We start from the raw sequence: 23,365 nt of genomic DNA, 5'->3' as shown, positions 1-23,365 counted from the left end.
CTGCAGACCGGACGATCTCCGCGTCGAGAAGACCGAGCGTGTGGGCTGCCCTCCAGCGGGCCCGCCGGCTTCAGAGGAGCCGTCGACCCCGTGAAGCAGTGCGCTTGCTCTCGGGCTTCGGACGGGCCACACCTCCGCCCCACGACCTAGGCTACGGGCATGAAGGAACGCTCAAGCGAAGTACCGACCGACCTCTATCCAGAGTTGGCCGTGCCGGGCGGCTTGGGAGAAGCCCTGATTCGCGAAGCGGCTCGCCACGGGCACGACGTGGGCCCCATGGAACCGGTTGAGGGGTTCGCCCCTGCCGTGGCCGTATGCCGTGTTCGGGGAGAGGCGCGGTTCGCGGTATACGCGACCAACGACGACGAACGCGAGTTCCGAATCGAGATCTCCACGGACTCCGGATGGCCGTGGGGTGCCTTCGGCAGCACCGACAGCCTCGCCGTGGTGGCCGCCATCCTGCACGAATGGTGTGAGGGCGCATCGACCGGTCAACTGCGCCGCGAGTGGCAGCTCCTCGCGGATGACCCGCTGAAGGCGGCCCCGCCTGGAAGAGTCGTGTCGACGGCCTGGCGGCTGACCTTGGAACGCTCGCGGGTGATCAGGCTCGGCGACGCCGAACTCGCCGAGGCTCTCCATGCGCGGCCTGCCCTCCGCGTCTTCTTCCCGTGGCCGTCGCACGGCCAGTTCAGCCTGCTCAGCAGCACCGCCGATCCGTTCCACAACGAGCTTCCGCGTGTGATTCCGACAATGGACGGACTGTGGGATGTGGTCGCGGTGGGATCCGCGCAGACACCGTCACGTGTGCTCGGTGCCCGCCTCGGCGCCGACGACGCCGCAGCGCTGGTGGCGGCGAACATTCCCCCAGGCAGCGGCCCGGCCGTCGAGGGAGGCTGGCCGGAGCGCGAGGAAACTGTCTGACCTACGACGGTCAGGGAGCGACGGGCTCGTGGCCCAACCCCGCATGGCCGATCAGATCACCGGCGGCCCCGCCTCGACGCGGCCTAGCACCGGAGGGAGCCGGTCCAGATCGGGGCCGCTCTGTATCTGCCGCTCGTCCCACCATGTGGCCCCGGCGTCGCGCAGGGGACCGATGGTGTCCCTGGCCTTCACCGCGTCCGGGGACGTGGCACCGCCGAGCACGATCTCGAAGGGGCGCTCGGCCCCGGCTGTACGGTGCTCGCGCACATGGCCGACCAGCTCGCGTACCTCCGCCACGTCCGGCACATGACCATGCCGGGCCGTCTCGAAGAGCGGTACCGCGCCGTCCTGGTCGCGACGACGGCCGAACCGCTCGCCGACGCCCATGAGCACGCCACCGCCCGCGCGGACATGAAACCGGTGGAGCTGCTGATGATGGCCAACACCATCGCGACCGTCGCCGAGTTCACCCCCGGCGCCGGCGAACGTCTCCTCGACATCGCCTTCGACGGCATCACACCTCGCTGACGGCCGGCGGACGAGCCGCCGGTCCCTCGCGCCACCGGCCGACGAGGCGGGAGCGACCGTCGGTGGAGCGGCGCCCCCTGTCCGACGGCGTCGCCCACGACTACCTGACGCCTTCGCCCACCACGGCGAGGGCCGAGCGCAGCGTCGCCATCAGTTCCTCCTCCGCCTCCCCCGGGTCGGTCTCCGGTGCGGCGGTGCGCCAGATATGGCGCTCGACCGCCGCACGCAGCGCCGCGTTGAACATGGCCGCCTGAACCGTCACCTTGAGGCCGTCCTCGGGCAGCCCGAGACGCTCGGCGAGCGCGCGGGCGAACGCGGGTTCGGCCTCGTCGTACGCCTGGAGCCAGATGGCACGCAGGCCCGACTCGGTACGGGTCAGGCGGACCAGATCGGCGACCGCGGCCTGCTCCGCCCCTCCGACGATGCCGAGGCCGCTCGCGACGGACCGGTCGAAGAGGTGCTCCAGCGGCCGGCCGGGGGCCCATTCCCGCAGCAGGGCCGCGGCCCGGTCGATGCCCTCCGAGAGCAGCGGCCGTACACAGCTCTCCTTGGTCGGGAAGTACCGCCACACGGTCCGCGCGGAGACGCCGACCGCCTCTCCGATCTGTTCACCGGTGGTGGCCGCGACGCCCTGGGCGACGAAGAGTTCCACCGCGGCGCGGGAGATGTCCCGCCGGATCTCGGCCTTGCGCTCTTCCGTCAGGGGTGGTCGTCCCGTGCGCCCCCGGGCCGCGGTCATGAGCCCTCCAGATCCGGCGATCGCCTGATCGCCCTCCCTGGGAATTCTCCACCAAAAGTTTATGTCACTCAAAGACATTAAGTCGTAGGCTGGCATCACCGCAGGGCAGGCAGGGGCCTTGCGCCGCATCGCGAGAACTATCGGCAGGAGCGCCACATGGCCAGTGAATTCGACGGCCGCAGTGTCATCGTCACCGGAGCGGCTTCGGGTATCGGGCGCGCGACAGCCCTGGCGTTCGCCGCCAAGGGCGCGCGAGTCCTGGTGGCGGACCTCAACTCCGAGGCCGCCGGGTCGGTCGTCAAGGAGATCGAGGAGGCCGGCGGGACCGCCGTCGCGGTCACCGGCGACCTCAGTGAACAGGCCGTCGTGGACCAGGTCGCACGGACCGCCGTGGAGCGGTTCGGCACAGTGGACGTCCTGGTCAACAACGCCGGGATCATGGACAGGATGTCCGCTCTCGGGGATGTGTCCGACCCGGAGTGGGAGCGGGTCATCCGCGTCAATCTGACCGCCCCGTTCCTGCTGACCCGGGCCGTGCTCCCGCACATGCTGGCGGCGGGCAGGGGCGCCATAGTGAACACCGCCTCCGAGGCCGGGCTGCGCGGCAGCGCGGCGGGCGCCGCGTACACGGCCTCGAAGCACGGTGTGGTGGGCCTGACGAAGTCCCTCGCGGTGATGTACCGCAAGCAGGGCATCCGCGCGAACGCCGTGGCCCCCGGCGGCACGGCGACCTCGATCGTGGTCGAGGTCGACCAGGCGGCCCACGGCCCGAAGACGCTCGGCCCGCACTTCGTCAACCTCGGCGATGTGGCCCAGCCCGAGGAACAGGCCGCCGCCATCGTCTTCCTCGCCTCCGACGCGGCGAGCAACATCAACGGCGCGATCCTGCCGGTGGACGACGGCTGGTCGGCGGTGTGACGCGGTCCGAGCGGGCCGGAAACCCCCGCGCGCGGGCGGTGAACCCGTCACGGATTGCGCGGTGACACGGACGCCGATGACAGCCGTGCCCGTACCGGCCCGGCATCCGCCTCAACTCGGGCGCGGCTCCCGTACCATCGCGATCTCCCCCGGCCCCGGCGTCACCGCACCCGGCGTCGGCCGGCCGGTGAGGAGTTCCACGGCGTCGGCGGCGACGGTCACCTCCCCGCCGGCACCCCCGTGGTCGATGCGGAACAGGTAGTCTGCGGACGGGGACCGGCGGCGTACCACCTTCACGCCGTCCGGTGCCGTGCGGACCGGTTCGACGCCCGCCTCGGTGCGGATACGGGTGAGGAGGGCGGCGAGGGTGACCGGGTCCGGGCGGGTGGCGCGGTACCAGGTCGTGCCCTCGCCGTACGCGTGCCGGGTCACGGCGGGTACGCCCGTGAGCGGCCCCTCCGTGTACGCGGCCACCGCCTCCGCGCCCTCCAGGCGCAGCCGTTCGGACCACAGGGAGGCCGTGCCGCCGCCGGTCAGCGCGACCGTCTCACCGGGTCGCAGGGGGAACAGCTCGTCCGACCTCACCCCCGCCGCCGCCCGGAACGCGCCCGGGTAAGGCCTGATCCTCGACAAGCCGGGGAGCCGCCCGTGCGACGGCGCCATCGGCCAGCACGCCGACGTGGTCGTCCAGGGTGACACCGGGTACGTCTTCTCCTTCACCTACCCGGGCCGTGACGGCACGGTCGCCGAGGACGACGACACCCCCGCCACCCGCCACTCCGTACTCCAGGTCGCCGCCGCCCGGGTCGTCGGCGGCAGACCGCACTGCGACCGCGACGAGCCCGTCGTCCTCGATCTGTCCCCGGCGCCGTAGGGCACCGGGCCTGCGGAGGGCTCAGGGCGAACGCGCCACCGAGGGCGGTGTGACCGGTCCTACGGCCGCGGGCCCACCAGTTCCCCGTAGAGTTCGCGTTCCTCCGCCGGGGTGTGGGCCGCGGCGAGGCGGTCCGCCCAGTCGGTCTTCAGCTCGTCGAGGAAGGCGTGCCAGCTCTGGCCGGTGCCGCCCATCTTCCCCAGCTCCACCAGCCGCTGGTTGTTCTTCATCTTGCCGTCGCCGATCTTGTCCGGCTTGTGGCCGTGCAACGAGGACTCGGGGTTGGCGGTCGCCTCCGTGGACTTGACGCCGTGGTGGTAGCCGACCGGGCTGGCGGCGTGCGGCGCGATCGTCTCGATGCCGACGAGCAGGGAACCGTCCGTGGAGGCGGTCGGTTCGGTGAACACCAGGAGCATGTGGCCGTAGGAGCCGTTCGGGAGGACGACGTCGCCGTTCCAGTCCTTGGTGCCGATGCCGCCGATCGCCTGGTTGATCCCCAGCAGCTTCGGGGTGGTCACGCCCGGAACCGCCTTCGACGCCACGTTCGTCAGGGACGCCCCGACGCCGCCCTTCTCCGCGAAACGGCCGGACGTCTCGCCCTTGTTCGCGCCGACGGAGGAGCGGTGCGTGGCGAAGCCGCGTTCCATGACGCGTTTCTCCTCCTTGCCGACCTTGGGGACGCCGAGGAAGTCGAGCAGCTGATTCGGGTTCTCGCCGTCCTGGAGCGCGGGGATACGGATGTTCACGCGTCCGCCGTGCGCGAGGGCCCGGATGACGTCGCCTTCCCGGTAGTCGACGTGCTTCTTGTTCTTGGTGTACTGCAGGCCGTGGCGCAGGATGAGCAGGACGTTGGTGAGGACGTCCCGGGCGAGGCCGTCCTGCGCCTTGTGATCCTCCGTGATGAGGTCTTTCGCCTCGGGGTGCCTCTGGTCGTCCCGCACGCTCGCCGGGACCAGGGTGTCCAACGCCGTCTCCCGGATCTGCGTGTCCCGCTCCGCCTCCAGCTCCCGGCGGTCGCCACTGTCCTCGGGCAGCGCCTGTGTCCGCATGAAACGGCCCAGGGTGTAGGCGGGGTTGATCGGGATGGGGGCGCCGGAGGCGGGCCGCTGGGTCTCGAAGGCGAGTGAGGCGGCGAGGATCCGTCGGCCCGGGGTGAGCTTCAGCCAGTCCGAGTAGTCGGGCTTCTTCTCCGCGGCCGTTTCCTTGCCCTTGCCCTTGCTGTCGCCCTTGCCCTTGGAGTTCTTGGACTTGTTCGCTTCCGTCGCGGCGCGCTTCTGGCCGGCGGCGATCCTGTGGCCGTCCGCCATGGTGCCGATGCCCACACTGTTCAGCCACGCGGGCCGCTTCTCCGACAGCAACTCGATGTCCTTGAGCTCCTGTTCCCGGAAGACCTCTCCGAGGACGAGCCGCCGCTCCAGGACCCATCGCATCTTGGCCTCCGGGAGCAGCCAGTCCTCGGGCCACTTCTTGTGCGGCTCCCAGATGTTGAACTTCCGCTTCTTCTGCCGCGCGTGCTGCTCGCTCGACCGGGCCAGCCGGACGATCACCGCGTCCGGGTCGGTGGACGTCTGCAGAGACGCCTCGTCGGGCGGCGGGCCCGCCTCGATCTCCTGTTCCTGTACCTGCTCCTGCTGTTGCTGCACGCGCTGGACCGTCGCTGCCACGGCGCGGTTGCCCGCGGCATGCTGGAGCGCCAACAGGCCGGTGGGGTCGTCCACCGTCCGCGACGGGACGCTCGACCGCCGCTGCCGCCCGTCCCGGCCCTGCTCCCACTGCTGACGCTGCTGTCGCTGTGTGTGCATCCCTCAGACTGACCTGCCGCCGGTCCCGTCGGAAGAGCGGTCGGGGCGACCACCGGGGCAGAGTGTTGCCCTTCCGTTCACTTGGCGTATGTGTTCAGGCGGTCGCATACCGTCGAATGCCGGCTGCGACCGTCTCGCTGTCTCACCGCCTCACCGCCTCACCGCCTGAACGTCTGAACGTCTGAACGTCTCAAGACGAACCGGGCCGCCGCCACGAGACACAGCACGCGGCCAGCCGCTAGCCTCGGCCCTCATGAAACAGCGGAAGCGCAAGAAGCTCTCCCGGCGCCTCTTCAGCGCGATTCCGGCGGGTGACACCGCTGCCGTGAAGGCGGTACTGCGGGCGGGGGCGGACCCCGAGCGAACCGACAGCGAGGGCACCACCCCGCTGTACGCCGCGTCCGTGAACGGGGAAGCCGAGATCGCCCGTCTGCTTCTGGCGGCCGGCGCCTCGCCCGACACCGAGAGCAGCGGAATCGGCGCGGAGGGTACGCCGTTGTGCGCAGCCGCGTGCTGGGGGCACACCGCGACCGTGCGTGAACTGCTGGCGCACGGCGCCGATCCCAACGTGAAAGAAGATCACGGCACAGGCTGGTCCCCTCTGGACTGGGCCGAGAACGGCCCCCACCCCGCGACCGTCGCCCTTCTCATCGCGGGGGGCGCCACCAGCAGCGGGCGAGCGACATAGGACATGGCGACGGCGGGGCACCGCATCGGTGCCCCGCCGTCGCGACATGTCAGTCGACCCACCACTTGCCGCACTTGGTGATGCCGTCGAACTCACCGCAGGCACGTGCGGCGTAGCTGGAGTTGTAGACGGACTGGGTGCGGCTGCCGGTGTAGGGGCCGCACATCTTCCAGCCATCGGCCTTCGCCTGCTGGTCGGTGACGATGCCCTTGAAGTTGGGGAACGAGTGGAAACTGCGGTCGACCCACAGCCGGTCGCCGGTCTTGCGGCCGGACTTGATCTCCGCGCGGCTGTAGCGGTCGAGCGCCGACTCGTTCTGCAGCTCGACGCGGCGGCCCCTGAAGTCGAACGAGGCGCCGGACTCGACGGCTCGGAAGACACCGACGACGGCGATGCCGTCGCAGTCGTCCTCGGTGGCCGAGGCCGCCGACGCGGGGACGAAGACTATGGCGCCACTGCCGACCAGCACGGCCGAGGCCGCGACCACACGGCCCAAACGGGGCTTCTTCACATGGGTTCCTTTGGTGAGTGAGGTGCATGAGGTGCATGAAGCGCATCGCCATCCGTATCCGTGCAGCTGATGGCGTCTGCGGCGTTCCCAGATTCCAGAACACCGGCGCCCCGACGACAACAGCCGCCACCAGCCCCGGGACAGCGGGACCGTCCCACCCCGATTGACCTGTGAAAACGGGGGTGCCTTGGGACGACGCTGGGACGCTGGGCGCACTAAGATCCGGGGCATGGCGCTGACGACGCACGACGTGGACCGGTTCGAGGCGACGAGGCCCCGGTTGGAGGCGATCGCTTACCGTCTCCTCGGCTCGGCGAGCGAGGCGGAGGACTCCGTACAGGAGACGTTCCTGCGCTGGCAGGCGGCCGACGTCGACCGGATCCAGGTGCCCGAGGCCTGGCTGACGAAGGTGCTCACCAACCTCTGCCTCAACCAGCTCACCTCGGCCCGCGCACGCCGGGAGACCTACGTCGGCCAGTGGTTGCCCGAGCCACTGCTCACCGGCGACCCGATGCTCGGCCCGGCCGACACCGCCGAACAGCGCGAATCCGTCTCGTACGCGGTCCTCACCCTGCTGGAGCGCCTCACCCCCAACGAGCGGGCGGTGTACGTGCTGAAGGAGGCCTTCGACTACCCGCACCGGGAGATCGCCGAGATCCTCGACATCGGCGAGTCCGCCAGCCAGCAGATCTTCCACCGCGCGAAGAAGCACGTGGCGGCGGGCAAGGCCCGTACGGAGATCGACGACGCGACGGCCCGGCGGATCGTCGAGGAGTTCCTCGCGGCGGCGACCAGCGGGAGGACCGAGCCGCTGATCAAGCTGCTCACCTCGGACGCCATCGCGGTCGGCGACGGCGGCGGGAAGGTCCCGGCCCGCGCCAAGGCGTTCGAAGGCGCCCTCGCGGTCGCGAAGTTCATGCGGGGTCTGTTCAAGCCGGCCCCGGCCAAGCGGTCCCTGGTCGGCGGCTCACCCGAGATCCACATCTCGACGGCCAACGGCGGCCCCGCGATCCTGGCGGTCGTCGACGGCCGGGTCGTCGGGATCATCTGCCTGGAGATCGGCGCGGACGGCATCGTCGCGTTCCGCAGCCAGGTCAACCCCGACAAGCTGGAACGCGCGACCGGGGTGTGGGCGACCGCCGAGCACGGGGAACCCCTGTTCCACGCCTTCTGACGAACGCCGTGGCGAGGGCCTTCCCACGCCCTCAACCGAAGCAGGTCACACCCTCCAGCGAGGGTGTGACCTGCTTCACATTCCCCTCCTGTCAGGAAAACGCGGGCTGCCCGGTTCAAGGGGCGTGACAGAGCAACGGCAAGCGTCCACCCCGCGCAGACAGGAGCAGGAAATGCAGCACCGCATCATCGTCCTCGGAGCCGGCTACACCGGAGCCACCGCCGCCGGGCGCCTCGCCAAGCAGCTGCACCGAGAAGACGTCGCCATCACCCTCGTCAACGCCGAGCCCGACTTCGTCGAACGCGTCCGGCTGCACCAGCTCGCGACGGGCCAGGAACTCAAGCCCCGCCCCTTCGACGACATGTTCGCGGGCACCGGCGTCGAGGTGAAGCTCGCCAAGGTCGCCGGTATCGACGCCGACCGCAGGACCGTCACCGTCACCGGCGTCGACACGCACGGCGCCGGGGAACAGGAACGTGGGCAGGAGGGGGAGCAGGAACTGGCGTACGACACCCTCGTCTACGCCCTCGGCAGCGGCTGGAACCCCCAGGGCGTCCCCGGCACCGCCGAGCACGCCCACGAGATCTCCGGCCGCCCCGGTGCGCTCCGGCTGCGCGAGCGGCTGGCCCGGCTGGACGCGGGAGCGCCCGTGGTGATCGTCGGCGGCGGACTCACCGGTCTGGAGGCCGCGACCGAGATCGCCGAGACCCGCCCGGACCTGGACGTCGCCCTCGTCGCCCGCGGTGGCTTCGGCGACTGGCTCTCCGACAAGGGCCGAGGACATCTGCGGAAGGTCTTCGCCGGGCTCGGCATCACCGTGCACGAGCACACCGCCGTCACCGCCGTCGAGGCCGACCGTGTCCTGACCGACGGCGCGCCCGTCCCGGCCGCGGTCACCGTGTGGGCCACGGGCTTCGCCGTCCACCCGATCGCCGAGGCCAGCACGCTGGAGGTCTCCGGCGCGGGTCAGATCGTCGTCGACGGAACCCTGCGCTCGGTCTCGCACCCCGAGGTGTACGCCATCGGCGACGCGGCCTTCGTGAGGGGCCCCGGCGACAAACCGCTGCGGATGTCGTGCGCCTCCGGCGTCCCCACCGCGTGGCAGGCCGCCGACGCCATCGCGGCCCGCCTGACCGGCCGGCAGCTCCCGAAGATTCCGATCCACTATGTCCAGCAGTGCATCTCGCTCGGCCGCAAGGAGGGCCTGATCCAGTTCGTCACGGCGGACGACCAGGCCGTGCCCAAGGCCCTCACCGGCCGCATCGCCGCGCTCTACAAGGAACTCATCTGCAAGGGCGCGGCCTGGGCCGTCGCCCACCCGACCGTGGGCAAGCCGACCCGCCGCCACCGGACGGTACGGCCGGTGGGACGGGCGGTGGGACGGGCGGACCAGGCGGGTCAGACGGACGCGGGTATCCCGGCGGGGCTGGCGGACCCGGCGGTCAAGGCCGCGACGACTTGAGCGGCAGTACGACACGGCGCTCGCTGCGCGGTCGGCCGGAGGCGGGGCGGGGCGGGGCCGACAGCATGGTCCCGCCCCGCCCCGGCACCGCGACCGAAGTCGGCCCACCGCACGGCGGTCGGCGACGGCATCACTCCCCCACGGCCTCCGTCCCGTCCGCAGGGGGCAGGGAGTCGAGGAAGCCGAGGACCGGTGTCAGCCACTCCTCCGGCCGGTCGACCATGACGACGTGGTCGCTGTCGATCTCCGTGTAGCGCGCGCCCGGGATCCCGGCCGCCAGGGCGCGGGAGTGCTCGGGCGGGACCATGCTGTCGGCGGTCGTCGCGACGACCAGCGTGGGGACGGCGACCTCGGCCAGGTCACCGGTGGTGTCGAGGGAGGGGATCAGGTCGATGTGCGGGTGGAGCGCGGCGGGCACCTCGGCCCGCCAGTCGGGGACGAGGCCGAGCAAGTGGTCGTCGGGGCGGGCGAATCCGGCGGTCAGTACGAGCGCGGTCACCCGCTCGGGATGGCGTACGGCGGCGCGCACCGCGACCAGCGTGCCGAGCGAGAAGCCGAGCACCGCGAACCGCCCGACACCGCGTCGTACGGCGGAGTCGACGACCGAGTCCGCGAGTTCGTCGAGGTCGAGCGGGGCGTCGGCGACCGGCGTCTCCCCCGAGCCGGGGTAGTCCGGGGCGACGACGGTGTGGGCGGCGGAGAGGGCGGGCAAGACCGGCGCGAAGTTGCCTTCGATGCTGCCGGTGGCGCCATGGGCGAGCAGCAGACCCGGGCCGGTTCCGGTGACGGTGGTGGCGAGGGCGGGGAATGAATCACGCATGCCTCGTACGTTGACCCATCACATCGGTGTGAAGGTCAAATCCAAGGCGTGGTGAGGAGAGTCGGTGCTGATAGGCGAACTGTCGCGGCGGACCGGGGTGGCGGCCAGGCTGCTGCGGTACTACGACGAGCAGGGGCTGTTGTGCCCCGACCGCGACCGCGGCGGATACCGCGTGTACGCGCCGGACGCCCCGTATGTCGTCGCGCGTATCCGGGGCATGCTGGCGGCCGGGCTGCCCACCGAGGCCATCCGCGAGATGCTGCCGTGTGCCGCGGACGCGGTGATTCGTCGCCCGTCGCCGATGTCACAGTGCGATGGGGCCGAGGTCGGCGGCGGTCTGGGCCAGTGCGCGGAGGGCGGGGCTGTCGGTGGCGGTGCGCCAGGTGAGCGCCCATTCCAGGGTGGGGGCGTCGTCGAGGGGCAGGAAGACGATGCCTGGGGGCTTGTTGTAGCGGGCGGCGACCTCGCCCAGCGGATGGACACAGCGGCCGGCGGCGACCAGGGAGAGGATCTCGTGGAAGGTCCGTGCGGCGGGCCCTCGGGGGATGCGCCGGCCGAGCGGGGTGCGGGTGGGGACCATGGCGGCGACCCAGTACTCGGGGGCATCGGGGCCGAGGTCGACGACATGGTTGTCGGCGAGGTCCTCCAGGGACGCGGTGCCGCGTCGGGCGAGCGGATGGTCCTCGGACACGGCCAGTACGCGGCCTCCGGTGAGCACGGTGGGACCGACGGTGAGGTCCGGTTCGGCGACGGGCAGCCACAGCACGTGCGCGTCGTGCTCTCCGGCGCGCAGGGCGGTGAACGCGTCGTTGCCGTTGATCTCGCCGAACTGGACGTCGCTGCCGGGGTGGCGGGCGCGGAACGCGTCCACGAGCGGGCGCAGTTCGTGTCCGGCGTGACCGAAGACGCCGAGCCGAAGGGTCCGGTCCGCACCCGGTCCGGCGGCCTGGGCACGGGCGAGTCCCGCGTGGAGGAGGTCGAGGGCCTGTTGGAGGTCCTCCCGCAGGCGCCGGCCGACCGGGGTCAGGGCCACGCGTCGGCTGGTGCGCTCGAACAGGGCCACGCCCAGGCGGCGTTCCTGTCTGCGGATGGCCTGGCTGACGCGGGCCTGCGACACGTGAAGCCGTTCGGCGGTGCGGCCGAAGTGCAGTTCCTCGGCCAGGGTCAGGAAGATCTCGATGTCTCGTAGCTCCATACATAACCCCCGTGTTATGGACAGCCCCACGGACTCTCCATTGATCCGCCGCTGACCTGCGCCGATGCTGAAGACATCACACATCCGGCCAGGCAGGGAGACCCGATGAGCGGTAAGTACGGCGTCGTCGACCGCTTCGAGATCGAGGAGTTGCGCGCCGAGGTGACCGACGCCGTGATGATGCGTGACTTCGACCGCGTGGCCTCGCTGTTCACGCCCGACGCAGTCATGCGATGGCCGCACGTCGACAAGGAGTTCGTCGGCCGCGATCAGATCCGCGCGGGGATCGAGTGGGGGCAGGGGCTGTGGGAGTTCTTCGTCCAGCACGTCCACGGCGGCGTCGTACGGCTCGACGGGGGCACGGCGGTCGGGCGCGCGTACATCCAGGAGTTCGGCCGGATGCGCGACGGCAGCTCGCACCTGAACCACGCCCTGTACCACGACCGCTATCAACGCACCTCCGACGGCTGGAAGTTCAGCGAACGCGTCTACGAGGTCAGGTACCTCGACTCCACCCCGCTCACGGGCTCACCGCCCGAACACTCGGCATCGACCGAAGGAGAACTGTCATGATCCTGATCACCGGAGCCAACGGCGTCGTGGGACGAAAGGTGATGAGTCAGCTGTTGCAGGAGAACACCGCCGTCGCCGCCGTCACGCGCGGCCCCGGCTCGGCCGCGCTCCCGGACGGCGTCCGGGCCGTCAGCGGCGATCTGTTCGGCCCCCGGTGGATCGAGGCGGCGCTGGAGGGAGTGGAGGCTCTGCAGATCAGCCCGCGCGCGACGGGTCCGGGACTCGGCGAACTCCTGCGGCTCGCCGTCAAGCAGGGCGTGCGGCGTGTGGTGCTGTTGTCGGCCACCACCGTGGAGCATCCGGCGGGGGAAGCCCGTTTCGCCGAGCGGTTCCGGCACGCCGAGGAGCTCGTCAGCGGTTCCGGTCTGGACTGGACGGTCCTGCGTCTGGCCGACTTCGCGGCCAACGCGCTGGCCTGGGCGCCCCAGATCCGCTCCGGTGACGTGGTGCGCGGCGCGTACGGCCGAGCCGCCACCTCGCCCCTGCACGAAGCCGACATCGCGGCGGTCTCCGTGCGCGCGCTCCTCGGCGATGTTCCCCCCGGGGGCGATCCACATGCTGACCGGGCCGCAGTCGCTGGACCAGGTCGAGAAGGTGCGTCTCATCGGCGTCGCCCTCGGCCGGGCGCTGTCCTTCCAGGAGCTCCCGCCGGAGCGCGTACGCCAGGGCATGCTCGCGCAAGGGCTGCCCGAGGAGGTCCCCGACCGTCTGCTCGGCTCGCTGGCCGACTACGCCCGACGCGCGGGCCCCACCACCGGCACCGTGGAAGACCTGCTCGGCCGCCCCGCCCGCACCTTCGCCGACTGGGCACACGACAACGCGCCCGCGTTCAGCGGCTGACACAACGTCAGTTTCCGCTCCACCGAACTCATTTCACACAGGACGGGCAGGCCCGGTCATGAACCTCACCCTTTGGATCGCCACCGGACTGCTGACGGCGGTCGCCCTGGCCGGCGGGATCAGCAAGACTTTCGTCCCCAGGGCGAGACTGGCCGCGCAGCACGGCGGGGAATGGACGCGGGACGCGAGCCCCGGTTTCGTCAAGACCCTCGGGGTCCTCGAACTCCTCGCCGCGGTCGGCCTGATCCTGCCGGCCGTGCTCGACATCGCACCGGTCGTGGTGCCGGTGACGGCCGTCTGCTGGATCGCCCTGATGGTCGGCGCCATGATCACTCACGGCCGCCTCGGGCAGTCCGGGCTGGTGCTTCTGAACACGGTCTATCTCGCGATCGCCGCCTTCATCGCGTGGGGACGCTTCGGCCCTTGGTCCTTCGGCGGCTGAGGCAGGCCGCCGGTCGCCCGCACCGGCCGTCGTACCGGATCACCGGCCGTCGTACCGCGTCAGCGGTCGGCGTCATCCATGGCCGCCCGCCGCGCGCGCGATCTCGTCGAATTTCGCGCCCATCGCCGCGGCCAGCGCGTTCGCGCCCGAGAGCGGGCGGACCATCACCATGAAGTCGTCGATCTTGCCGTCCTCGTCGAAGTGGAGGAAGTCGCAGCCCGTGAGCTGCTTTCCGTTCACGGTGGCGGTGAAGACGAGGGCGTGGTCGCGGCCGTCGGGGTTGGCGATCTCCCGGATGTAGGTGAAGTCCTCGAAGACCTCCGACACGGCGTTCAGGATCGCGGCGGTGATCGCCTTGCCCGCGTACGGCTTGAAGACGACGGGGCTGGTGAAGACGACGTTCTCGGCCAGCAGGGCGGCGACCGCTTCCATGTCGCCCGCTTCGACGGCCTTGCGGAAGGGATGCACGGGACCACCTCACATAGACAATTAATTGAGTAAGTGCGTCGAAGACTAGGGGTGGGGGCGCGAAGAGTCCATACTCTGGACGCATGGCGCTACGCAACGCGGTGATGGCCGCTCTCCTGGAGGGCGAGGCGTCCGGGTACGACCTCGCGAAGGGGTTCGACGCCTCGGTCGCCAACTTCTGGATGGCCACTCCCCAGCAGCTCTACCGGGAGCTGGAGCGCATGGAGGGGGACGGGCTCATCACGGCCCGTGTCGTGGAGCAGGAGCGCCGCCCCAACAAGCGGTTGTTCTCCCTCACCGAGGCCGGACTGGAGGCGGTGCGCGGCTACACCGCCGAGTCGCCGTCCAGGCCGACGGCGATCAGGGACGAGCTGATGGTCAAGGTCCAGTGCGTCGACGCCGGCGACGCCGAGGCCGTACGGGCCTCGATCACCGAACGCATGGAGTGGTCCACCGCCAAACTGGCCCGCTACGAGCGTCTGCGGAACCGCCTGTTGGACGGGCGCACCGAGGACGAGTTCTTCGCGACCGCCGAGCGGATCGGCCCTTTCCTCACCCTGCTGCGGGGGATGGCCCTGGAGCAGGAGAACCTCCGCTGGGGCGCACTGGCCCTGACCCGCCTGGAACAGCGCGCCTCGGCCTCCACCGGCGGATGAGGCGCCGGGAACGAGGCGTCAGGGATGTGACGTGGAGATGGCGGTCGGGGTAGTGGTCGAGGCCGGGGTCGCGGGAGGGGCCGTCGTGCCCCTTACCTCAAGTGTCGGCGGGGCGAGCACGGTCTCGCCCGGACGCGAGGGATCCGTCATCCGGTCGAGGAGGTACTGCGCGGCGCGGCGGCCGACGTCGTGGCTGGCGTTGTCGACCGTGGTGAGCCACAGGTGGCGCAGGCGCGAGAGGTAGGTGTTGTCGTACCCGACGAGGGAGAGGTCCCGTGGCACCTGGAGACCGGACGCCTCGGCGGCGGACAGGGCGCCCACGCACGCGATGTCGTTGAAGGCGAAGACGGCGCTCGGCCGCCGCTCGGCGCTCAGCAGCCGCACCATCGCGCGGTAGCCGCCCTCCTCCGTCAGGTCGCCCTGTTCCACGGTCGCGCCGTCGGTCAGCCCGTGTTCGCGCATGACGGTCTCGAAGCTGCGTCGGCGCAGTTCGCCGACGACACCCTGTCCGGCGATATGGGCGATGCGCCGGTGGCCGAGTCCGATGAGGTGCTCGGTGGCGAGTCGGGCACCGCGCTCGTCGTCGTTGGCGACGATGTCCACGCGGGGCAGCGCGGGTTCACGGGCGCCCGCGACGACGGTGGGGATCAGCGCCGCCGCCGCGCGCAGCGCCTCGGACGGCGGGAGCGTGCCCACCGCGATCAGACCGTCGACCCGCAGCTCCGTGAAGGTGCGGGTGAGGTCGTCGCCGAGGCGGCGGTTGAGGTGGCCGTCGGCCAGCAGCATGTGCAGACCGCTGTCGTGGAGGCGGGAGTTGAGACCGTCGAGGAGTTCCACGAACCAGGGGTTGCGCATGTCGTGGAGGAGCACTCCGACCGAGCGGGTGCGGCGCTCGCTGAGACTGCGGGCGGCGGCGTTCGGCCGGTAGCCGAGTTCCTCGACGGCGGTCAGCACGGCCTGTCTCTTCTCCGGGCGCACATGCTCGGCGCCGCGCAGCACCAGGGAGACCAGCGATTTCGACACGCCTGCCCGTTCGGCCACGTCACGGATGGTCGGGGGTCTCATGGCTGGACCGTTCCACAGGACGTAGTCGCTGTCAAAGGTCTTGACAGCAGGAAAAACGGGTTCCATGGTGGCTGGGACAGTTGTGGACCGGTCCAAAGAAGGGCAGTCATGGTGAGTACGCTCGGCGTCGCCGTCGTGGGTTTCGGCTGGATGGGACGGGTGCACACCCAGGCGTACGCCCGCGTCCCGCACCACTTCCCGCAGCTGGGCGTGCGGCCCCGGCTGGTCACCGTCGCCGAGGAGGTGCCGGGCCGGGCCGAGGAGGCCGCCGCGCAGTTCGGGTTCGCCTCGACGACCCGGGACTGGCGGGAGGTGGTGTCCGACCCCCGGATCCAGGCGGTCAGCATCACCGCGCCGAACTTCCTGCACCGGGAGATCGGCGTCGCGATGGCCGAGGCGGGCAAGCACATCTGGATCGAGAAGCCGGTCGGCCTGACGGCCGAGGACGCCGGCGCGGTGGCGGGCGCGGTGGCCAAGGCCGGCGTCCAGGGCGCGGTCGGCTTCAACTACCGCAACGCGCCCGCCGTCGAGACGGCCCGCGCGCTCATCGCCTCCGGCGAGCTGGGCACGGTCACGCATGTCCGCGTCCGGCTGTTCAGCGACTACGCCGCCCACCCGGACGGCGCCCTGACCTGGCGGTACGAGAAGGAGCGCGGCGGCAGCGGGGTGCTCGGCGACCTGGCCTCGCACGGCGCGGACCTCGCCCGGCATCTGCTGGGCGACATCACCTCCCTGACCGCCGACACCGCGACCTTCATCCCGGAGCGGGCCCGCCCCACCGGCGCCACCACCGGCCACACCCTGGCCACCGGCGGCGAACTCGGCCCGGTCGAGAACGAGGACTACGTCAACTGCCTGCTGCGCTTCGCCTCGGGCGCGCGCGGTGTGCTGGAGGCCTGCCGGGTCTCGGTCGGTGAGCAGAACAACTACGGCTTCGAGATCCACGGCACCAAGGGCGCGGTCTTCTGGGACTTCCGCCGTATGAACGAGCTCGGCGTCAGCCGTGGCACGAGCTACCAGGACCAGCCCGTCAGCACCGTCTACGTCGGCCCCGGCGCCGGCGAGTACGGCGCGTTCCAGCCGGGCGCGGCCACCAGCATGGGCTACGACGACCTCAAGGTCATCGAGGCGTACCGCTTCCTGCGCTCGGTCGCCGAGGGCAAGCCGTACGGGGCCACGCTGGACGACGCCGTGCACAGCGCGGCCGTACTGGACGCCATGACACGGTCCGTCGAGAGCGGAACATGGGTGACCCTGGAATGAGCGCGCTCCGGGTCGGGGTGATCGGGACGGGCAACATGGGCGCCGACCATGTTGCCACCTGGCACCGCAATGTCTCCGGTGCCTAGGTCACCCGGGTCGCGGACATCGACGGGGAGCGTGCGGCCCAGGTCACGGGCACCGTGCCCGGCGCCCGTGCCACCGACGACGCCTACGCGCTGATCACGGACCCGGCGGTGGACGCCGTCGTCGTCGCCTCGCACGACACCACCCACGCCGACCTGCCCGTGGCCGCCGTACGGGCCGGGAAGCCGGTGCTGTGCGAGACGCCGGTGCTGTGCGAGACGCCGCTGGCGCCGACCTTCTGGCCTGCGCCCGGCCGGCGTTGGAGGGCGGCAAGCACAGGCTCGTGGAGAAGCCGATCGGTCTCGACGCCGCCCAGGCGGCCGAGATCGTAGAGGTCACCGCCGGGGAAACGGTCTCGCACTCCGTGCGCCCAGTGCACCGCGAGCGCCGTCTTCCCGACGCCCGGCATCCCGGAGAGAGCCGAGACCATCATGGTCCCGCCGCCTTCGGCCGTGGCTTCCCCCAGCAGGGAGTCCAGGACCGCCAGTTGTTCTCGTCGGCCGGTGAAGTGGGTGACGTCCGGAGGTAGATGGCGTGGCGTGGCCGGCGGGGCGGAGCCATGGGTGTGCAGATGCACGCCGCCGTGGAAGTCGCGTCCCTGCACCACCGCGCGTGCCGTCCCCGACATCTGATTGCTGGTGCTGTCCTCGCGATGCACGCCGAGTCCTCTCCCCTGGATGAGGCGACCACGACCAGTTTCGACGCTTCGCGGGAGTCCGTCAGCCTGCTGACAGATTCTTCTTGATTGCATGCCTTTCCACCGGCTCACGGGGCCAACCGGCCCGCGACGGACGCGGTGTCTCAGCTGCCGGAGCGCCCCTCCCGGGAACGGGCCGGCCGGTCGGTGTGACGCCCGATCTGGCGGTGCTCGCGGCCCTGCGGGCTCGGTGGCCGCGGCGCCCTCGGGCAGCGGGGGGCCGCTCGCCCTGGCCTGCCGGATCCTCCCCAGGGCGATGGCGGCGGTCAAGTCGAGGAGCAGCGGCGCCCTTGACGCCGGTGTGGCCCATGTCGGGCATGCCCGGCGACGCCGGTGGACACCTCACGGCCGAGGAGCAGATGGGCTGAGGACCAGTTGGGCCGTGCCCCACCCGATCGGCTCGGTTCCGCTCCTCCCCGGAGGGATGCGTGAGGCCACCGATCGGGTGGGGGCGTCGGCCGTCAGGGCTTCGTCGGCCTCACCTTCTTGTCGGTGCCGTTGACCCGTACGGTGACCGGCTTCCGGTGGTGTGCCCGGTCGGCGACGATCTCGTACGACGTGACCTCGCCGTCGCGCCACTCACAGCTGACCCCGTAGCCGCCGCGGGCGCGCAGGCCGGTGAAGGATCCCTTGGGTTTCCAGGCGTCGGGGAGGGCGGGCAGGAGGTGGATGACGTCGTCGTGGCTCTGCAGGAGCATCTCCGCGACCGCGCCCGAGATGCCGAAGTTGCCGTCCATCTGGAAGGGCGGGTGGTCGCAGAAGAGGTTGGGCAGGGTGTTGTACGTCAGCAGGCCGCGCAGCATGATCCGGGCGCGGTGGCCGTCGCCGAGGCGGGCGAAGAGGGCGGCGCGCCAGGGCCAGGTCCAGGAGCGGCGGCTGTCGCCCGAGACCGTCGCGGCGGTGAACGGGACGCCCTCCTTCTCGCCGCACCGCGCCTTGAGGGAGACGAGGGCCGCCGCCGCGAACTCGGGTGTCCCCGGGGTGATCTGGCGGCCCGGGTAGACCGCGAAGAGGTGTGAGGTGTGGCGGTGGATGTCGGTGGGGCTGTCGATGTCCTCCTGCCACTCCTGCAGTTGGCCCCACCTGCCGATCTTGTTCGGTGCGAGGCGGGCCTGCATGTCCGCGACCCTGGCCCGGTGGGCGGGGTCCGTCTTGAGCACCGCCTCGCAGTCGAGGTAGTTCTGGAACAGGTCCCAGATGATCTGCTGGTCGTACATGACGCCGTCCTCACGCGGCCCGTGCTCGGGGGACCAGCCGTTCGGTGCGACGAGGAGGCCGTCCGCGCGTTCCTTGAGATGGTCCTCCCAGAACTCGCAGATCTCCTTGATCATCGGGTAGGCGAGGGTGCGGAGGTATTCCAGGTTCTGGGTGAACGCCCAGTGCTCGTACAGGTGTTGCGCGTACCAGGCGCTCGCGACGGTGTTCCACTCCCACGCGTTGCCGCCGAACACGCTCTGGCTGGTGCGGGCGGTCCAGCCTCGGGTGTCGGCGCCGAAGGCGTTGCGGGTCGCCACCCGGCTGGGCACCGCGACCTGTTCGACGAAGCCGACGAGCGCCTCGTGGCACTCCGGCAGGTTCGTCGTCTCGGCGCCCCAGTAGTTCATCTGGACATTGATGTTGGTGTGGTAGTCGGAGGCCCAGGCGGGCTGGTTGCTGTCGTTCCACAGGCCCTGGAGGTTGGCGGGCAGACCCTTCGGGCGGGAGGAACCGATCAGCAGGTAGCGGCCGTAGGCGAACATCGCCTGTTCGAGGGTGGGGTCCTCGCCGCCGGCCGCGTAGCGGGCCAGCCGGGCGTCGGTCGGCAGCGCGACGACGGCGGGGTCGGAGGTGCCCCAGTCGACGGAGACCCGGTTCATCAGGGCGCGGGTGTCGGCGGTGTGCCGGGCGCGCAGCTTCGCGTACGGGCTGCGGGCCGCCTTGGCGAGCGCCGCGGCGACGGCCGGTTCCGGGTCGGCTCCGCGCCATCCGGCGGCGGCGTCGAGTTTGTAGTCGGTGCGGGCGTCGAGGAGCAGGGTCAGGGTCGTGCAGTCGCGGAACCGCAGCACCGGAGCGCCACCACCTTCGCCACTACCGTCACCACCACCACCACCGTCGTCGTCGGAGTCGGCGCCGGAGTCGGCTACGGCGCTGAAGTCGCCGTCGGTGGCGACGACTTGGACGCTGCAGGCGTGCTTGAGGTCGTTGCCCATGACGCCCTTGAAGGCGATCTGCCGGGTGTCGGCGTGGACGGTCGTGGGGGCCTCGTCCTGTCCGGACGTCAGGGAGATCGTGCCGGAGAGGCCGTGGGCGTGCTCCGAGGTGTAGCGGAAGACCATCACGTCGGCGGACCTGCTCGCGAAGGCCTCGCGCACGACACGTCGTCCCGGCGCGCCGAAGCGGGTGACGTGGACGCCCTCCTCGAAGTCCAGGCTGCGCCGATAGTCGACGACCGTCCGCTGGGCGCGGGTGTCGAGGCCTTCGCCCGCCAGGGCTATCTCCGCGATCCGCAGACCCGTCGCGGACGCGCCGGGGGTGAGGGTGAGCCGGTAGACGCGGTAGGCCGTGCTGTTGGTGAACCGGAAGGTGCGGGTCTCGCCGCGGTCGGCGAAGGGCTTGTCGGGGTGCTGTGTGTCGAGGGTCGTCCAGGCCTGCCCGTCCTGCGACGCCTGGAGCCGCCAGCCCCGGGGGTCCTCCCTCGGTCGGTCGGGGGCCGAGGTCAGCGCGTACGAGGTGACGACCTTCGCGCGGGGCAGGTCGGCCTGCCAGACGACCGGGTCCGCCGTGCGGCCGACCCGCCAGACCGTGGCCGGGTCGCCGTCCACCGAGCGTGAGATGTCCGTGGCCCGGGGCCCGCTCCCGGCACCGGCCCCGGTCCCGGTCCCGGTCCCGGTGCGCGTGCCGGTGCCGGATCCCTCGGAGTGCCCGCTCGGCGACGACAGGTACACCGCGCCGCCGCCGGCGAGGTCGACACCGGTCAGGCCGATCTCGCTCACCTGGAAGTGGCTGACGCCCGCCCTGGGGACGAAGTCGAACCGGTAGAAGCGGTAGGCGCCGCTGTCGGCGCTGGTGAACTCCTTCGTCTGGAAGCGGCTCTCGAAGGGCGCGTCCAGGGTGCGGCTGTCCAGCGTGGTCCAGGTGGTGCCGTCGGTGGAACCCGCGAAGGTCCATTCCGCCGGGTCGCGCCGCGGTACGTCGTTGGCGCTCGTCAGACGGTACGAGGGGACCTCGACCGGGTCGGGCAGCTCGACCTGCCACCGCACCCGCGACCCGGGCCCGTCGACGCACCACTTGGTGCTCGACGTGCCGTCGTACGTCTTGTCGACACCCTCCGACGCGGAGCTGCTGTACGGCCCGCCCGGGGCCGTGACCTTCGGGCTCGACGGGGAGCCGAAGGTGAGGACGAGGTCGCCGAAGGTGCGGTAGGAGCCGAAGCCGGTCATACCGGTGTCGAAGTCGCTGTCCGGTCTGCCGGCGAGGGCGTTGTCGTAGTCGTTGAGTCCGCCCCACAGGCTCTGCTCGTTGAACTGGACGCGTTCCTCGTGGGGATCGGCGAAGAGCATGGCGCCGAGCCGGCCGTTGCCGATCGGCAGGGCCTGCGACTGCCAGTCCGCGGCCGGGACGCGGTACGTCAGCGCCTTCCGCGAAAGGGTCGGCCACCGGAGGCCCACCGCCGTGTCGGCGCCTGCGGCGACCGCCTGTCCCATGGGAGCACCACCGGTCTGTTGAGTGATCAGAGGTACGGAGGCGAGGGCACCGCCGAACTTGAAAATGCTCCGTCGCTGCGGTGCGGATTCATCGATCACGCTGAAGTCTCCCGACCCATTCATCGGCTCTTTCAAAGGCTCTTTCAAAGGCTCTTTCATCGGCTCTTTCGTCGGTCTTCCATGGGGTCGCCACTACGAATTCCCCATCTGGCGAGAGCGCGATCATCGTGGCCGCATGATTGATCCGATGTCTAGGGGTGGGCGGCAACTGCCGGGAGCGCGTCCGGGGTGGCGCCGGACTCGGACCCGTTCCCGCACGGCGCGTCGGGACAGCCCTCGTCGCCACCCGGCCGAAAGGGATCCACGTCCGACATGTCTCGGCAACACCCTTGTCATCCGGCTTCGGCGTGTGCATCACCGTCGTCATCATCAGGGTTCCTGATAACGGGTACGTCGCCTGGCCCTACCGGGACACGGCGGAACCCGCCATCGCTCTTCGCTGCCGGCCCCGGCGTCCCCCAGCGGCTTCGACCGCCCGCTTCCGGCCCGTTCCACCGCTCCATCACCCTCAGTTCCGCTCTTTCGACATGCCCGGAGGCATTCATGAGCGCACCCATGAGCAGACCCGCGAACGGCAAAATGTCCCGAAGATCCGTTCTTCGGGGGACGGCCGGAGCCGCCGGACGGCCGGAGCCGCCGGACTGCTGACGACCGGCGGGCTGCTGACGACCGGCGGGCTGCTGACCGCCTGTGGCGGAATCAAGGAGTCCTCGGCACAGACCGACGCGGTGCTCCGCATCGGCTGTGTCTCCCCCAGCACGGGCCCGGCCGCCGGCTTCGCCTCCGCCCCCTACAATCGTCCGGTGCGCGGCGCGAACACCCGGCCGCGCACCGCGTTGAGGGGAGCCGATGGCACCGGAGGCCGTGCGGTTCACGGTTCTCGGCGCGGTACGCGTCTGGCGGGACGGTGTCGAGGTCGACCCGGGGCCGCCGCTGCGCCGGACGCTGCTCGTCCTGCTGCTCTCCCGCGCCGACCCGCTGGTGTCCCTGCCGGACCTGGTCGACGGGCTGTGGGGTGACGCCCCGCCCGCCCGCGCCGTGAAACATGATCCACCGTCACATAGGCGAACCACGGCGGCTGTTGGAGCCCGGACTGGCCGCGAGGGCCGAGGGCGGGTGGCTCCTGCGCGGGGCGGGCGGCTATCGGCTCGCGGTGCCCGAGGAAGCGGTCGATCTGCTACGGTTCCGGCAACTCGCCGCGACCGCACGGGAGTTCCGGAACGGCGGGGACCCGGAGCGAGCCGTCCTCGCCTTCTCGGACGCGCTCGCGCTGTGCCGCGGCCATGACGCGGGGAGCGCCTCGGCGGTGGCGGGACATCCGGTGTTCACCGGCCTCGACAGGGAGTACTCCGCCGTCGTCGGGGAGGCCGTCGACGCGGCGCTCGACTGCGGGACCACGGCGCGGCTGCTGCCCGTCCTGCGGCCGACCGCGGCCCGGCAGGCTGGCCGAGTACGAGCAGGCCGTGGCCCACTACGAGCTCGCCCTCGACCGGTTCCTGGAGGCCGGCACCCGCTACTACGAGGCGCTCACGCACGAACAGCACGGTGACATCCACCGTGCCCGCGGCGACGAGGACAGGGACCGCCACGCCTCCGCCGACCGCGCGATGGCCCAGGCGTCCCACGGCTCCGCCCCCGACATCACCGGGCGGGGCATCGCCAACCCGGTGGCCATGATCCTGTCCGGTGCCATGCTCTTCACATGGCTCGGGGCCAAGCACGGTGACGAGGCGGCCGGACGCGTCGCGCGGACCGTCGAGAGGGCGGTGGCCGAGACGATCGCCTCCGGTGTCTCCACCCGTGACCTGGGCGGCTCCGCCTCCACCACCGAGTTCACCGGCGCCGTGGTCCGGGCGGTCGGCGCCGGTGCCGCACCGGGCGGCGCCTGACGCCGCGCCGGCT

At 71.2% G+C, this 23,365-nt stretch carries 25 protein-coding genes and 3 pseudogenes; 18 read left to right on the top strand and 10 right to left on the bottom strand.

The features are described from left to right. The first annotated feature begins 159 nt into the window (after positions 1 to 159). On the top strand, positions 160 to 921 hold the full coding sequence (locus F9278_RS45405; RefSeq protein WP_152173516.1) for a DUF6193 family natural product biosynthesis protein: 762 nt from the start codon (positions 160 to 162) through the stop codon (positions 919 to 921). A 51-nt stretch (positions 922 to 972) separates the two neighbouring features. Here F9278_RS45405 and F9278_RS45400 read toward each other — a convergent pair whose 3' ends face one another. Next, complete coding sequence (locus F9278_RS45400) at positions 973 to 1,218, bottom strand: hypothetical protein (protein ID WP_226967231.1); 246 nt, start codon at positions 1,216 to 1,218, stop codon at positions 973 to 975. Between F9278_RS45400 and F9278_RS46655 the strand changes: the two genes are divergently transcribed. Further along, the gene (locus F9278_RS46655) at positions 1,189 to 1,449 is read left to right on the top strand and encodes a hypothetical protein (protein ID WP_193242122.1); all 261 of its coding nucleotides are present in this window, start codon (positions 1,189 to 1,191) and stop codon (positions 1,447 to 1,449) included. The genes F9278_RS45400 and F9278_RS46655 overlap by 30 nt on opposite strands. A 100-nt stretch (positions 1,450 to 1,549) precedes the next feature. Here F9278_RS46655 and F9278_RS45395 read toward each other — a convergent pair whose 3' ends face one another. Then, complete coding sequence (locus F9278_RS45395) at positions 1,550 to 2,188, bottom strand: TetR/AcrR family transcriptional regulator (protein ID WP_152173515.1); 639 nt, start codon at positions 2,186 to 2,188, stop codon at positions 1,550 to 1,552. A 156-nt stretch (positions 2,189 to 2,344) separates the two neighbouring features. On the opposite strand from F9278_RS45395, the gene F9278_RS45390 reads away from it, so the two are divergent. Further along, on the top strand, positions 2,345 to 3,106 hold the full coding sequence (locus tag F9278_RS45390; RefSeq protein ID WP_152173514.1) for an SDR family NAD(P)-dependent oxidoreductase: 762 nt from the start codon (positions 2,345 to 2,347) through the stop codon (positions 3,104 to 3,106). A gap of 111 nt (positions 3,107 to 3,217) precedes the next feature. Here F9278_RS45390 and F9278_RS45385 read toward each other — a convergent pair. Then, a pseudogene (locus F9278_RS45385) lies at positions 3,218 to 3,733 on the bottom strand (beta-galactosidase trimerization domain-containing protein); the annotation flags it as partial. A 52-nt stretch (positions 3,734 to 3,785) separates the two neighbouring features. Here F9278_RS45385 and F9278_RS45380 point away from each other — a divergent pair. Beyond that, positions 3,786 to 3,980: a hypothetical protein gene (locus F9278_RS45380; protein ID WP_193241932.1), complete on the top strand. Its 195-nt coding sequence runs from the start codon at positions 3,786 to 3,788 to the stop codon at positions 3,978 to 3,980. A gap of 59 nt (positions 3,981 to 4,039) precedes the next feature. Here the strand turns inward: F9278_RS45380 and F9278_RS45375 are convergent, their stop codons facing one another. Next, positions 4,040 to 5,782, bottom strand: coding sequence for a PE-PGRS family protein (locus F9278_RS45375; protein WP_152173513.1), 1,743 nt, complete (start codon positions 5,780 to 5,782; stop codon positions 4,040 to 4,042). Between the two features lie 253 nt (positions 5,783 to 6,035). Here F9278_RS45375 and F9278_RS45370 point away from each other — a divergent pair, with 253 nt between their 5' ends. Further along, complete coding sequence (locus F9278_RS45370) at positions 6,036 to 6,470, top strand: ankyrin repeat domain-containing protein (RefSeq protein WP_152173512.1); 435 nt, start codon at positions 6,036 to 6,038, stop codon at positions 6,468 to 6,470. A 49-nt stretch (positions 6,471 to 6,519) separates the two neighbouring features. On the opposite strand, the gene F9278_RS45365 is transcribed toward F9278_RS45370, so the two are convergent. After that, positions 6,520 to 6,981: a hypothetical protein gene (locus F9278_RS45365; RefSeq protein WP_152173511.1), complete on the bottom strand. Its 462-nt coding sequence runs from the start codon at positions 6,979 to 6,981 to the stop codon at positions 6,520 to 6,522. A 229-nt stretch (positions 6,982 to 7,210) separates the two neighbouring features. Here F9278_RS45365 and sigJ point away from each other — a divergent pair, with 229 nt between their 5' ends. Together sigJ and F9278_RS45355 are read left to right on the top strand one after the other, a co-directional pair. Further along, the gene (sigJ, locus tag F9278_RS45360) at positions 7,211 to 8,155 is read left to right on the top strand and encodes an RNA polymerase sigma factor SigJ (RefSeq protein WP_152173510.1); all 945 of its coding nucleotides are present in this window, start codon (positions 7,211 to 7,213) and stop codon (positions 8,153 to 8,155) included. 172 nt (positions 8,156 to 8,327) lie between these two features. Then, positions 8,328 to 9,617 (top strand): NAD(P)/FAD-dependent oxidoreductase, encoded by a 1,290-nt coding sequence (locus F9278_RS45355; RefSeq protein WP_152173509.1) that lies wholly within the window; start codon positions 8,328 to 8,330, stop codon positions 9,615 to 9,617. 130 nt (positions 9,618 to 9,747) lie between these two features. Here F9278_RS45355 and F9278_RS45350 read toward each other — a convergent pair whose 3' ends face one another. Further along, on the bottom strand, positions 9,748 to 10,437 hold the full coding sequence (locus tag F9278_RS45350; RefSeq protein ID WP_152173508.1) for an alpha/beta fold hydrolase: 690 nt from the start codon (positions 10,435 to 10,437) through the stop codon (positions 9,748 to 9,750). Positions 10,438 to 10,501: 64 nt separating this feature from the next. Between F9278_RS45350 and F9278_RS45345 the strand changes: the two are divergent. Then, positions 10,502 to 10,687: pseudogene (locus F9278_RS45345) on the top strand (MerR family transcriptional regulator); the annotation flags it as partial. 54 nt (positions 10,688 to 10,741) lie between these two features. Here F9278_RS45345 and F9278_RS45340 read toward each other — a convergent pair. Continuing rightward, positions 10,742 to 11,632: a LysR family transcriptional regulator gene (locus F9278_RS45340; protein ID WP_152173507.1), complete on the bottom strand. Its 891-nt coding sequence runs from the start codon at positions 11,630 to 11,632 to the stop codon at positions 10,742 to 10,744. Positions 11,633 to 11,737: 105 nt separating this feature from the next. On the opposite strand from F9278_RS45340, the gene F9278_RS45335 reads away from it, so the two are divergent. From F9278_RS45335 to F9278_RS45325, 4 genes and pseudogenes are all read left to right on the top strand, one after another. Further along, entirely contained in the window at positions 11,738 to 12,205 is a 468-nt protein-coding gene (locus tag F9278_RS45335) for a nuclear transport factor 2 family protein (RefSeq protein ID WP_152173506.1), read from the top strand. Continuing rightward, a pseudogene (locus tag F9278_RS47995) lies at positions 12,202 to 12,666 on the top strand (SDR family oxidoreductase); the annotation flags it as partial. The gene F9278_RS45335 and the pseudogene F9278_RS47995, both read left to right, overlap by 4 nt. 94 nt (positions 12,667 to 12,760) lie before the next feature. Next, positions 12,761 to 13,045 (top strand): Rossmann-fold NAD(P)-binding domain-containing protein, encoded by a 285-nt coding sequence (locus F9278_RS47990; protein ID WP_226967410.1) that lies wholly within the window; start codon positions 12,761 to 12,763, stop codon positions 13,043 to 13,045. A gap of 58 nt (positions 13,046 to 13,103) precedes the next feature. Next, positions 13,104 to 13,487: a DoxX family protein gene (locus F9278_RS45325; protein ID WP_152173505.1), complete on the top strand. Its 384-nt coding sequence runs from the start codon at positions 13,104 to 13,106 to the stop codon at positions 13,485 to 13,487. Positions 13,488 to 13,559: 72 nt separating this feature from the next. Here F9278_RS45325 and F9278_RS45320 read toward each other — a convergent pair whose 3' ends face one another. Beyond that, positions 13,560 to 13,955 carry a nuclear transport factor 2 family protein gene (locus F9278_RS45320; RefSeq protein ID WP_152173504.1) on the bottom strand — a complete coding sequence of 132 codons (396 nt, stop codon included), beginning with the start codon at positions 13,953 to 13,955 and terminating at the stop codon, positions 13,560 to 13,562. 83 nt (positions 13,956 to 14,038) lie between these two features. Between F9278_RS45320 and F9278_RS45315 the strand changes: the two genes are divergently transcribed. Beyond that, positions 14,039 to 14,611 (top strand): PadR family transcriptional regulator, encoded by a 573-nt coding sequence (locus F9278_RS45315; protein WP_152173503.1) that lies wholly within the window; start codon positions 14,039 to 14,041, stop codon positions 14,609 to 14,611. An 18-nt stretch (positions 14,612 to 14,629) separates the two neighbouring features. Here F9278_RS45315 and F9278_RS45310 read toward each other — a convergent pair whose 3' ends face one another. Next, entirely contained in the window at positions 14,630 to 15,676 is a 1,047-nt protein-coding gene (locus F9278_RS45310; RefSeq protein WP_152173502.1) for a LacI family DNA-binding transcriptional regulator, read from the bottom strand. Positions 15,677 to 15,784: 108 nt separating this feature from the next. On the opposite strand from F9278_RS45310, the gene F9278_RS45305 reads away from it, so the two are divergent. The 3 genes from F9278_RS45305 to F9278_RS47980 are packed head-to-tail and all read left to right on the top strand — an operon-like array spanning position 15,785 to position 17,355. After that, positions 15,785 to 16,939 carry a Gfo/Idh/MocA family protein gene (locus F9278_RS45305; protein ID WP_152173501.1) on the top strand — a complete coding sequence of 385 codons (1,155 nt, stop codon included), beginning with the start codon at positions 15,785 to 15,787 and terminating at the stop codon, positions 16,937 to 16,939. Further along, a complete protein-coding gene (locus tag F9278_RS47985) occupies positions 16,936 to 17,025 on the top strand; it encodes a Gfo/Idh/MocA family oxidoreductase (protein ID WP_226967230.1) in 90 nt (29 codons plus the stop codon). The genes F9278_RS45305 and F9278_RS47985 overlap by 4 nt, the downstream gene beginning before the upstream one ends. A 54-nt stretch (positions 17,026 to 17,079) precedes the next feature. After that, on the top strand, positions 17,080 to 17,355 hold the full coding sequence (locus tag F9278_RS47980; protein ID WP_264300203.1) for a Gfo/Idh/MocA family oxidoreductase: 276 nt from the start codon (positions 17,080 to 17,082) through the stop codon (positions 17,353 to 17,355). Between the two features lie 826 nt (positions 17,356 to 18,181). On the opposite strand, the gene F9278_RS45290 is transcribed toward F9278_RS47980, so the two are convergent. Further along, complete coding sequence (locus F9278_RS45290; protein WP_404818997.1) at positions 18,182 to 21,403, bottom strand: glycosyl hydrolase family 95 catalytic domain-containing protein; 3,222 nt, start codon at positions 21,401 to 21,403, stop codon at positions 18,182 to 18,184. A 1,105-nt stretch (positions 21,404 to 22,508) separates the two neighbouring features. On the opposite strand from F9278_RS45290, the gene F9278_RS48970 reads away from it, so the two are divergent. Next, entirely contained in the window at positions 22,509 to 23,012 is a 504-nt protein-coding gene (locus tag F9278_RS48970; RefSeq protein ID WP_152173498.1) for an AfsR/SARP family transcriptional regulator, read from the top strand. After that, on the top strand, positions 22,927 to 23,352 hold the full coding sequence (locus tag F9278_RS45280; protein ID WP_226967229.1) for an isocitrate/isopropylmalate family dehydrogenase: 426 nt from the start codon (positions 22,927 to 22,929) through the stop codon (positions 23,350 to 23,352). The genes F9278_RS48970 and F9278_RS45280 overlap by 86 nt, the downstream gene beginning before the upstream one ends. Positions 23,353 to 23,365 lie beyond the last annotated feature (13 nt).

This window comes from Streptomyces phaeolivaceus (assembly GCF_009184865.1).
GTDB lineage: Bacteria > Actinomycetota > Actinomycetes > Streptomycetales > Streptomycetaceae > Streptomyces > Streptomyces phaeolivaceus.
The sequence above is the reverse complement of the archived record's forward strand: the minus strand, read 5'-3'. Positions and strand labels throughout refer to the sequence as shown.